The organism is Terrabacter sp. P5_B1, from assembly GCF_056400505.1.
In genome coordinates, this window is sequence record NZ_JBFULD010000140.1 from 1 (window position 1) to 10346 (window position 10346).

General features: G+C 71.3%; 9 protein-coding genes, 1 pseudogene and 1 riboswitch. Of the genes and pseudogenes, 1 reads left to right on the plus strand and 9 read right to left on the minus strand.

Features of this window, described 5'->3' with window-relative positions; translation table 11 throughout:
* From AC1DP0_RS11620 to AC1DP0_RS11650, 7 genes and pseudogenes are all read right to left on the minus strand, one after another.
* Positions 1 to 199, minus strand: a pseudogene (locus tag AC1DP0_RS11620) (CHAP domain-containing protein); the annotation flags it as partial.
* A 2-nt stretch (positions 200 to 201) separates the two neighbouring features.
* Positions 202 to 407, minus strand: a riboswitch (cyclic di-AMP (ydaO/yuaA leader).
* A 238-nt stretch (positions 408 to 645) separates the two neighbouring features.
* Positions 646 to 1437 (minus strand): sortase domain-containing protein, encoded by a 792-nt coding sequence (locus AC1DP0_RS11625; protein WP_478084727.1) that lies wholly within the window; start codon positions 1435 to 1437, stop codon positions 646 to 648.
* Positions 1438 to 1454: 17 nt separating this feature from the next.
* The gene (locus AC1DP0_RS11630; protein ID WP_478084728.1) at positions 1455 to 2264 is read right to left on the minus strand and encodes a hypothetical protein; all 810 of its coding nucleotides are present in this window, start codon (positions 2262 to 2264) and stop codon (positions 1455 to 1457) included.
* A gap of 161 nt (positions 2265 to 2425) precedes the next feature.
* Positions 2426 to 2800, minus strand: coding sequence for an iron chaperone (locus tag AC1DP0_RS11635; protein WP_478084729.1), 375 nt, complete (start codon positions 2798 to 2800; stop codon positions 2426 to 2428).
* Positions 2801 to 2974: 174 nt separating this feature from the next.
* The gene (locus AC1DP0_RS11640; protein ID WP_478084730.1) at positions 2975 to 3727 is read right to left on the minus strand and encodes an alpha/beta hydrolase; all 753 of its coding nucleotides are present in this window, start codon (positions 3725 to 3727) and stop codon (positions 2975 to 2977) included.
* 74 nt (positions 3728 to 3801) lie between these two features.
* Positions 3802 to 4818, minus strand: coding sequence for a zinc-dependent alcohol dehydrogenase family protein (locus AC1DP0_RS11645; RefSeq protein ID WP_478084731.1), 1017 nt, complete (start codon positions 4816 to 4818; stop codon positions 3802 to 3804).
* A gap of 121 nt (positions 4819 to 4939) precedes the next feature.
* Positions 4940 to 5914, minus strand: coding sequence for a pirin family protein (locus AC1DP0_RS11650; protein WP_478084732.1), 975 nt, complete (start codon positions 5912 to 5914; stop codon positions 4940 to 4942).
* A gap of 104 nt (positions 5915 to 6018) precedes the next feature.
* Here AC1DP0_RS11650 and AC1DP0_RS11655 point away from each other — a divergent pair, with 104 nt between their 5' ends.
* Complete coding sequence (locus AC1DP0_RS11655; RefSeq protein WP_478084733.1) at positions 6019 to 7347, plus strand: MFS transporter; 1329 nt, start codon at positions 6019 to 6021, stop codon at positions 7345 to 7347.
* A gap of 113 nt (positions 7348 to 7460) precedes the next feature.
* Here the strand turns inward: AC1DP0_RS11655 and AC1DP0_RS11660 are convergent, their stop codons facing one another.
* Both AC1DP0_RS11660 and AC1DP0_RS11665 read right to left on the minus strand, forming a co-directional pair.
* Complete coding sequence (locus AC1DP0_RS11660; RefSeq protein ID WP_478084734.1) at positions 7461 to 9005, minus strand: S8 family peptidase; 1545 nt, start codon at positions 9003 to 9005, stop codon at positions 7461 to 7463.
* 162 nt (positions 9006 to 9167) lie between these two features.
* A complete protein-coding gene (locus tag AC1DP0_RS11665) occupies positions 9168 to 9926 on the minus strand; it encodes a hypothetical protein (protein WP_478084735.1) in 759 nt (252 codons plus the stop codon).
* Positions 9927 to 10346: the final 420 nt, after the last annotated feature.

Consider the following 10346-nt stretch of genomic DNA (forward strand, 5'->3'; position numbering starts at 1 on the left):
CGGCCGGGGCGGCGATCGTCGACAGGGTGTCGGCGCTGGCCGGGTTGGCGAAGGCGGCGACGAGCCCGCCGGCGGCGGCCACGACGGCTCCGACCTTCATGGCCGGCTGAGCCGACTCACGAGCGAGGAGCCCTAGTTCGTAGAGGGAGTTGTGACGGCCCGGTGCACGGTGGCGGCCGCGGATGTTCTCTGAGTTCACGCTTGATGCCTCTCCGCGCCTACGAAGTTAGCTGTCGGGTTCGGGCGGAAAGGTGCCCGGGCTGCCTCCACCTCACGACCAGGTCGTGAGGCGGTGCGGTCTTCACCCCAAGGACGTCCGAAGTCGTTGCGCCGGACGTCCGGAGAAACGTGTGGTTCCTCCGCTCCTGTCACAAGGTTTGATCTCCCTCGTCAGGCGGTGACAGGACTAGGCGGTCCACCCAACGAGAGCCCGACCTGGTGGTCGGGCTTCCGGAAGACTAAACGAGTCGACTGGCAAATGTCACACCACGGTAACGACGCGGCGCCGGAGAGATCCCTGAATGTTCTCTTTGCACGTTTATGCCGAAGCTTTACCTGGCCATGAATGAGACTCAGGTCACATTCAAACCGACCACAGGACCGAGGGCCCGCTGGTAGTCGGCTCGGAGTCGTCAGGTGTTGTTGTCAGTTGGCGCGGGTGAGGTGGCCGAAGACGACGACGTTGTCCCGGTACTCGTTTTCACTGTCGGTGGGGCCGCCACACGTCACGAGACGGATCTCGGCCTGGGTGAAGTCGCCCTTGTAGACCAGCTCGGTCGGGAACTGCGTCTTCCTGTAGGCCGCGACCCGGTCGACCGTGAACGTCAGGCGCGAGCCGTCCCGACGGGACACCTTGACGATGTCGCCGGCCTTGACCCGGCCCAGCTCGTGGAAGATGCCCGGCACCCCCGAAGGCGTGTCGACATGCGCGGCAAGAACCGCCGGTCCGAGCTGGCCCGGGGTGGGTCCGGCGTCGTAGAGCCCGACCTCCTGGGCCGTGCCCGGGACGGAGATCGTCCCGTCCCTCTGGATGTCGAGCGGCACGAAGTGCGTCGAGCTGACGCCGATCGACGGGATCTCGATCGCTGTCGGCGCGGATGCCTCGAGGAAGTCCCCGACGCCGCTGGCGCCACCCTTCGCGGGAGAGGGAGATGACGTGTCGGGCGTCGAGGCGAGTGTCGGTGTCCCGCGCGGACCGGGGGACGCCGTGGGGCCCGGGCTGGTGGGAGCGATGGGGCCGGAGGACGAGGGCTTCCCGGCCCTCCCCACCGACGCGGGCTGTGGCGGACCGGGTGTGCCGCGAAGGCCGAGCGTCAGAGCCACGATCCCGACGACGAGCAGGACGGCGGTGACCGCGAGGGCCGCCGCGACACCCGGGGTGATGCGATGGGTGACGCGGCGACCGCTCGAGGACGGCTGCTCGGGGTGGTCAGGCATCGAGCCGGCCCGGTCGCTCAGGCGCGCGTCCGCGCGCGACGGGCGGCAACGACGCCGGTCCCGGCCGCGGCGAGCAGGGCGCCCCCACCCACGAGCATGAGGGCCTCGTTCTGGCCGCCGCCGGTCATGACGCCGTTGTTCATGCCGCCGCTCTTGAGGGCGTCGGCGGCGAGGCCGCCACCGGTGTGCATGCCGCCTGCGGGAGCGACGCGCAGTGCGCCACACAGGGCCGGGTCGGTGGCCTCGGTGGGGAGCGAAGGCATGAGGTCGCTCTTCGTGCTGCCGGAGTACTTGCCGTCCTTGTTGTGGTCGACGCCGTGGATGACCACGACGGACTGCCCGGCCGAGATCGCCTGGGCGACATCGCTGGCGACCGTGATGCTCCCGCGCTGGTAGGTGAGCTTGCCGCCGGGCGCGGTGTCGAAGCGGTCGATGGCGAGTCCCGACTTCGGGCTCGTGTCGCCGGTCTTCGTCAGCGAGACGACGATGTCGCCGTAGGCGGGGCCGCCCTCGGTGGTGTTGAGGTGGCCGTCGCCGTTCGTGTCGTCGGACAGCGCCGGGCACTCGTGACGGGCCGCAGCGGCGAAGTGGATGTGCGCGGCGTGGGGGCTGTCGGGGAGCAGACCGTTGGCGGCCATCGTGACGGTGATCTGGTTGCCCGTGACCTCGACCATGGCCGTGCCGCTTCCGTTGACGCCGTTGCCGGCGACGGGCTTGAGGTTGGCGCTGACGAAGCCGTCGGCTGCGAAGGCTGGGCCGACGCTGAGGGCCAGGGCGGCGGCTGCAACGAAGCTGGCGCCGGCGATCCGGGTGGTGGTGGTGCGCATCTGTTTCCTCCTTGACGAGGAGATGAACCGTCCATCCTGCACTGCTCCAGACGGGGGTCGTCGTCGACCGTCTCCGTGCCGGGGTTCGCTGCGGCGGGTCTGACTGGATTGGGGTTCCAGCGAAATGTTTCGGCCGGGCCGGTCGAAGGTGTGCCGAAGCGTCAGCCGTCGGGCTGCTCCGCCGCATCAGCGCGCCGCTTGAGGCACAGGGCCGTGATCTCGGTGATCAGCTCTAGCGGCACCGGACGGTTGACCGGGAAGCGCACTGTGTCCTTGGCACGCCGGTAGGGGCCGATGGCCTCCTCGAAGTCCGCGTCACCCGTCGGGGCGGGGTAGAGCCCGACGTGGTTCTTCCAGCCGGCGTAGTAGACGAGCGGCTTGCCGTCGACGGTGAAGGTCGCCATCCCGTAGCTGATCTTCTCGTCCGCGTGCGGCGCTGCCTCCCGGATGGCGCGGCGAACCCCCTCAAGCTGGGTCCGCGTCTCCTCGGGGTAGGAGGCGATGTAGTCATCGACGGAGGCAAATCTCGGGGCCAATCCTGGTCCTCACCTAGTTCCGGACCGGTCTTGGAGGGGTTGGAGCCGACTGTATTGGGCCGATGAGGCGACCGCAAAAGCGAAAGGCCTCGAGGGAGCCAACGCTGAGACAACGACAGAACGCGCACTGCTGCGAGCCCCTCAGACCTCACCCAGATGCCCCTCAGGCATCCCTCAGACGTCGACCCATTCCTCGCCGGCCAGGACGCGTCCGACGACACCGTCGAGCCGGCGACCGAGGAGCGTCGCGGTGGTGAAGTCGGCGGCCAGCCCGTCGAAGACGTCGTGGCGGCGCAGCATCGCGTGCTTGCCGCCCACGACGGTGACGTAGCCGACGCGCTCGGCGGTCCGCGCGAGATCGCGCGCCACGGACGCCGAGTTCGCCGGGCGCGCGACGCGGTCCTGGTCGCCGTGGACGACGAGGACCCGCCGGCCATTGAGGTCGAGGCGTCCCTCGTTCGGGTAGACCCACGGGTTCAGCGCGACGGCGCTCGACACCCGCCGCTCCCCGGCGGCGAGCAGGGCCGCGCGTCCGCCGAGCGAGTGCCCGACGAGACCGACCGGCAGGTCCGGCCCGAAACGGTCCGCGACCTGCTGCAGCGCCCAGCGCACGTCGTCGACGGGGGTGTGGTGCGCGTCCCAACCGCGCGTCGAGTTGAGCAGCCGCAGGACGGCGAGCTCGCCCTTCGCGGCGCGGGCGATCCGCCCGGCGATCGGCACCATCCGCAGCACCGACAGCTGGGTCGGGCTCACCCGCATCGGGCTGCGCCGCGCCGCCCCGCCGTGGAGCACGAGCGCGATCCCGCGGGGCGCGCTCGGCGCCGCCGTGTCGATGAGTCGCGCGTGCGTCACGTCCTGCTCCGTCTTCGTGGGGGGCCGCGTCAGCAGCGCGATGGGGTATGCCGTGTGCTCGAGTGCGCCGGTCACGTCCGTGCTGCAGGTGGTTCGGAGACCGCGCGTCCACGGCTGGGTGCGCTCACGGCATACCCGATCGGGATGGCTCAGGGGCGCAGGAGGACCTTGATGGCGCGACGCTCGTCCATGGCGCGGTAGCCCTCGGCCACCTCGTCGAGGGGCAAGGTCAGGTCGAAGACCTTGCCGGGGTCGATGCGGCCGTCGAGGACGCGCTCGAGCAGGTCGGGCAGGTAGGTGCGCACGGGCGCCATGCCGCCGGCGAGGCCGACGTTGCGGACGAACATCTGGCGGACGGGCAGCTCGACGCCGTGCGGGGCGCCGACGAAACCGACGGTCGAGCCGGGCCGGCCGATGCGGAAGGCGGTCTTCATCGACTGGTCGGTGCCGACGCACTCGAGCACGGAGTCGGCGCCGACCCCGTCGGTCAGGTCCAGGACCGCCTCGACCCCGGCGTCGTCGCGCTCGGCGATGACGTGCGTCGCACCGAAGTCGCGGGCCAGGGCCTGGCGCGGCTCGTGGCGCGACATGGCGACGATGCGCTCGGCGCCGAGCTCCTTCGCGGCGATGACACCGCAGAGGCCGACGGCGCCGTCGCCGATGACGACGGCGGTGCCGCCGGGGCGCACGCGCGACGAGACGGCGGCGTGCCACCCGGTCGCCATGACGTCGGCCAGGGTCAGCAGCGACGGGAGGAGCGCGTCGTCAAACATGCCGTCGGTCTTGACGAGGCTGCCGTCCGCCTGGTTGACGCGGACGAGCTCGGCCTGGCCGCTCTCGGTCCAGCCCTGGTGGTCGCAGACGGACGTCATGCCGGCGCGGCAGTGCGGGCACGTGTTGTCGCAGTGCACGAAGGGGATGACGACGAAGTCACCCTTCTTGACCTGACGCACGTCGGCGCCGGTCTCCTCGACGACGCCGACGGCCTCGTGGCCGATGGTCGAGCCCGCGGTGATCGGGTTGGCGCCGCGGTAGGGCCAGAGGTCCGAGCCGCAGATGCAGCCGGCCACGACACGCACGATGGCGTCGGTCGGGGCCTCGATCGTCGGGTCGGGGACGTCGGTCAGGCGGATGTCACCGGGGGCATGGATCGTCGTGGCGCGCATGGACCCATCCTTACCCACCTACCAGCGTGCCCAGAAGCTCCCGTCGAGTGCCCGGTTGCCCACACGTCGGGAAATGAGCACTCGACCAGAAGCTCCCGTCGAGTGCGCAGTTCCCGACGGGTCAGCCTCGGGAGCGGAGCCTGAGGTTGGGCAGGCCGGGGGCCGGGAGCGTGTGCTCCCAGGCGTCCGGGAAGGTGCCGTACGCCGCCGACCCTCCGGTCTCGCGTGCCTGCTGCCACGTCTCGCGGAAGCCGACGACCTCGTCGTGACTGCGGCCGATGAAGTTCCACCACATGACGATCTGCTCCCCGAACGGCGCTCCACCGAGGACGAGGAAGCGCGCCGGCTCGTCGGGGCCCGCCTCGACGGTGATCCGCTGGATGCCGGTGGCATGGAAGACGATCTCGCCCGGCTTGGCCGTCGCCTCGCCGACCGTGAGCAGCCCGGCATCGCAGAGCAGTCCGTGCTCGTGCGACGGATCGACATCGAAGGTCAGCGTCGCCCCGGCCTCGAGCGTCACCTCGGCGCCGACGAGGTCGGAGAACATCGTCACGGGCGAGGTTTGGCCGAAGAGCGTGCCGAGGAAGACGAGGACGCGGGCACCGTCGACCTCGGACACCGGCGGTGCGTAGTGCTCGAAGCCCGGCGCCGTGAAGCGGTCGGCGTCGGGCAGCGCGACCCAGAGCTGCGCGCCGTGGAGCACCGTCGTCCCGGGCGTCGAGTACTCCGAGTGGGCGATGCCGGACCCGGCGGTCATGATGTTGAGCTCGCCGGGGCGGACGAACGCGTGCGCGCCCGTCGTGTCACGGTGCTCGACCTCGCCGGTGAACAGCCACGAGACCGTCTGCAGGCCGGTGTGCGGGTGACCGGGCACGACCATGCCGCCGGTCTGCGAGACGTCGTCCGGTCCGTAGTGGTCGACGAAGCACCACGCGCCGATCAGTGAGCGCCCGCGCTGGGGCAGGCTGCGGCGGACCGGCATGGCGCGGGGACCGCCGAGCGGCACCTCCCGGTATGGCAGCACGACGGCGGTGGGAGGCCCCGAGCCGTCGGCGCCGCAGACGACCTCGGTGGGGTGCCGGTCTGGATTGCTCACTCGATCAGGCTAGGCCGCGCCCGTGGTTCAGCGCTCGTGGTTCAGCGCTCGTGGTCAGCGCTCGTGATTCCCCGCTCGCAGATCAGGTTGGTACCTTTCGCCGCATGACCGACTCCACCGCCACCGCTCCCGCCACCGGCAGGCCCGGACGCTGGTCGGCGTGGCGGGTCGTCTGGTGGTTCGGCTTCGTCAGCCTGGCTGCCGACATGGTCTACGAGGGCGCGCGCTCGATGTACGGGCCGCTGCTCGCCTCGCTCGGGGCGACCGCGCTCGTCGTGGGCCTGGTGACCGGCGCCGGCGAGGCGATGGCGCTCGTGCTGCGCCTCGTCTTCGGGCCGCTCGCCGACCGGACCGGGCGCTACTGGGGCCTGACGATGGCCGGCTACGGCCTCACCGCCGTCTGCGTGCCGCTGCTCGCCGTGACCCCGTTCGTGGGCGGCGCAGGCCTCGTGCTGGCGTCCGTCCTCATCCTCCTCGAGCGCTCGGGCAAGGCCGTCCGCAGCCCGTCGAAGTCGGCGCTGCTCGCCCACGTCGCGTCGGCGGTCGGTCGTGGTCGTGGCTTCGGCGTGCACAAGGCGCTCGACCAGGTCGGGGCGTTCGCCGGGCCGCTGCTCGTCGCCGGAGTCGTCGCGGCGACCGGCGCCATCTGGCCGAGCATGGCGGTCCTCGCCATCCCGGGCGCGGTGGCCATGGTGCTGCTGCTCGTGATCCGTTCCCGCGTGCCCGACCCGTCAGTCTACGACGTCGAGGCGCCGGGCGCTCCCAACCGACCTGCCGACACACGTGCCGACACGCCTGCCGAAACCGCTGCCGCACAGCCGGTTTCGGCGGGACGAGGGCTGCGCGGCTGGTTCGCCGACGCCGTCGGTTCGGGCCTGCCGCGCGAGTTCTTCGGCTACGCGCTCGCGGCCGGCCTCATGACCGCCGGCCTCGTCACCTTCGGCATCATCGGCTACCACCTCACCGTCGAGAAGCTCGTCCCCGTCGCGACCGTCCCCGTCGTCTATGCCGGCGCGATGGCCGTCGAGGCGCTCGCAGCCCTCGGGGTCGGGCTCGTCTACGACCGCCGCGGCGGCGCCGTGCTGTATGCCGTGCCGGTGCTCGTCGCGCTCGTGCCCCCGCTCGCCCTGTCCGGCTCGGTGTGGCTCTCGCTCGTCGGGGTCGCCGTCTGGGGCCTGGCCTACGGCGTGCAGGACTCGACCGTCAAGGCCCTCGTCGCGGAGGTCGTGGCGGCACCGAGGCGCGCGACGGCATACGGCGTCTTCGCGGGCGTGCAGGGCGCGTTCGCGATCGTCGGCGGTCTCGTGGCCGGGTGGCTCTACGACCGGTCGGTGCCGGCGCTCGTCGTCGTCGTCGCGGTGAGCCAGCTCGTCGCGCTCGTCCTCCTCGCACGCACCGTCCGCGCCGTCCGCCACCACCCCCGCCCCGCCTGACCGGCCCCTTTCCGATCGAAAGAGCAAACTCCCCGATCGAAAGGGCGATCCGTCCGGTCAGACGGATCGCCCTTTCGATCGGATGTGCGGTAGGGGTTTCGGTGGTGGTGTGGTCAGCTCACGGCGTCGAGGGCGTCGACGACACCCTCGCCGAAGTAGCTGTTGTCCTCGATCGGGCCGATGCAGACCGGACCGCCGGTCGCGGCGTTGCAGGCCTTGTCGTCGGCCTGCCGGCGCAGCTTGTCGATCATCTGCGCGGGCGTCCACGTCGGGTGGGCCGACTTCATGAGGGCGAGCACGCCGGCGACGTGCGGCGACGCCATCGACGTGCCGCTCTTGAGGCCGTAGCCGTTGTTCGCGACGACCGTCGACAGGATCCTCGAACCGGGGGCTGCCACGTCGATCTTTCCGAGACCGCGGTTCGAGAAGCTCGAGAGCCGGCTGTTCTGCGAGCCGGTGGGCACGCTCTCCAGTGACGAGACCGTCACGACACCGTCGAGCTCGGTCGGGATGTCCTCACACCCGCTGTTGAGCGTGCGGTCGACCTGTCCTGCCTTCGGCTGGTCGTCGGGGCTCGTCGTGTCGTGGAACGACGACTTGTCGGACAGGTCGTGCGCCGAGTTCCCTGCGGCGGCTGCGTGGACGACACCCTGCTTGGTCGACCACGTCACGGCGCGACGCACGGCCTCCTTGGCGGCGTGCTGGTCGGGCTGGTCCTCGCAGTAGAACTCGAACGGGTCGACGTAGTAGCTGTTGTTCGTCACGTCCATGTGCTTCTGACCGGCCCAGATGAATCCGCACACGGCGTACTCCGGGTAGATGTAGCCGTCGTTGTTGACCACCTTGACCGCTGCCATGCGGACGTCGGGGGCGACGCCGACGATGCCGACACCGTTGCGAGCCGCGGCGATCGTGCCGGCCACGTGGGTGCCGTGGTCGCTCGTCGTCGGGTACCACCCGGTCGCCGAGGTGTCGGGGCGACCGGCGTCGGTGCAGTTGACCGAGTCGGCGACGTCGATGTTGGCGGCGAGGTCCGGGTGGTCGGGGTCGATGCCGCTGTCGAGGACGCCGACGAGGACGTTGCGGGAGCCGTCGGTGATCTTGTGGGCCTGGTCCGCCTTGATCATCGTCAGGTCCCACTGCTCGCCCTCCCGAGGGTCGGCGGCGGCGGCTGGGGACGTGTCGGACTCGAGGTCGCCGTTGGTGGGCTTCTTGGCGCCCTGCTTGTAGGCGGACGCGCCTCGGCCCCAGGACGCGCCCGCGACCTCTGGCGTGCCCTCGGAGACGGCGACGGTGCGGGTCGCCCCGACGGAGTCGACGGCGTTGCCGCCCTGCGCGACGACGTCGGCGCGGAAGGTCGAGACCTTCGAGTGCGCGATGACGACGCCGATCTGCGGCCACGACTGGACGACGACGCCGCCGGCGGCCCGGACCGCCGTCTCGACGAGGCGCGTCTGGCCGGGGTTGGCGATGCGGGCGTTGACGACGTAGCTCATGAGCTGGCCGTCGGGCGTGCTGGTGGTGACGGGTGTCGAGACCGGCTCGGCCGTGGCAGCGTCGGTCGACGCGACGGCGACCCCACCGATGGCGGCGGTGGAGGCGAGGGCGAGCGACGCGACGGCGACGGCGCCGCGTCTGGTCAGGCTGGGGTGTTGCATGTGTGAGCTCCCGTGGTGTGAGTGACTGTGCTGGCGCCCGGGTCAGGCGCACGACGACATCCTCGGCGGAAACCGGCCGGTACGCGCGTCGAGAAGGGACCCCAAGCGGGCTCGACCGACGGATCGCTCTTTCGATTCGGGTTTCGCTGCCGGGGATGTGTGTCAGGCGGGGTCGGACGGCCGGGTCAGCGGCGCGAGAGCGATGAGCAGGAGCAGCGAGCCGAGCGGCCCGAGGCCCCAGGGGAGGAGCAGCACGGCTCCGCCCAGGCCGGCGAGCGCGAGCGAGCCCACCGGCAGCCGCCCCTCGAGGGTCACGCCGACGAGCACGATCGCGAGGGCCACGCCGGTGAGCACGGCGCCGCCCGAGGACAGCGCCGACGGCAGCGTGTCGCCGAGCAGGCCGGTGAGGTGTCCGAGCCAGAGGGCACCCGTGGCGCCGGCGCCGAACGCGGCCAACAGCGTCGGCATCGCTGTCGGCATCGCTGTCGGTATCGCTGTCGGCATTGCCAGCGGGAGGTGACGCAGGCGCGCGCCGAGTCCGCCCGTGAGCCACGCGAATGCGCCGACGGACAGGACGAGGAGCGCGCCCGCCGTGACGGACAACGCGCCCTGGTCATGGGCGGCGGCCAGACCACCCAGACCACCCAGGCCACCGAAGGGGCTGGCGTCGTCGAGCGTGTCGAGGCCGTCGACCCAGGCGACGATGCCGTGGGCGAAGAGCAGGAGCGGTGCGAGCAGCGCCAGCAGCGGGAGGTGGTCCGTGGCCGTGTGCGTGGCCTTCTGCGTGGTCGTGTGCGTGGTCGTACGCGTGGTCGTATGCGTGGTCGCCCGACCCGGAGCCCGCGTGCTCGTGGGGGCCGCGAGGTTGGCCGGGCCGGCCGGGCTGGCCGGGCTGGCCGGGTCGAGCGTGCTCGTCGTCATGCCTCCAGCGTGACCGTGAGCGCGGCCGGTGCCCATCGGGGTCGACCCCGAGACGTCCCCGAACGGTCCCTGAGCGGTGCTCGCCGGAGGCATGGACCTTTTGCTCCATTTTAGGGACTTTGACCGGTTTTGGTCGTAACGTGCCGCTGAGGGGCCGAGGTCAGAGTCGGTTCCTGTCCGACTCTGATCAAAGGGGTAGAGATGTCGGTGCGCTTCAACGCTCCTCCGGGATGGCCGACTCCGTTGCCGTCGTGCGCTCCGGGTGACGACTGGATGCCGGACCCCAGCTGGCCGGCCCCACCGCACCGTTGGACGTTCTGGGTCGTCGTCGACGAGCAGTCCGTGCCCGATCTCGGCGAGGCCGACAGCGGCTACGGCACCGACCGCGAGAGCTGGCTCGCGGGCCTGCGCGTGCGGGCC

Excerpts from the sequence above, each read along its gene's own strand:
- AC1DP0_RS11665 (WP_478084735.1), bottom strand. The coding sequence starts at position 9,926 with ATGACGACGAGCACGCTCGACCCGGCCAGCCCGGCCAGCCCGGCCGGC.
- AC1DP0_RS11645 (WP_478084731.1), bottom strand. The coding sequence starts at position 4,818 with ATGCGCGCCACGACGATCCATGCCCCCGGTGACATCCGCCTGACCGAC.
- AC1DP0_RS11655 (WP_478084733.1), top strand. The coding sequence starts at position 6,019 with ATGACCGACTCCACCGCCACCGCTCCCGCCACCGGCAGGCCCGGACGC.
- AC1DP0_RS11660 (WP_478084734.1), bottom strand. The coding sequence starts at position 9,005 with ATGCAACACCCCAGCCTGACCAGACGCGGCGCCGTCGCCGTCGCGTCG.
- AC1DP0_RS11630 (WP_478084728.1), bottom strand. The coding sequence starts at position 2,264 with ATGCGCACCACCACCACCCGGATCGCCGGCGCCAGCTTCGTTGCAGCC.
- AC1DP0_RS11625 (WP_478084727.1), bottom strand. The coding sequence starts at position 1,437 with ATGCCTGACCACCCCGAGCAGCCGTCCTCGAGCGGTCGCCGCGTCACC.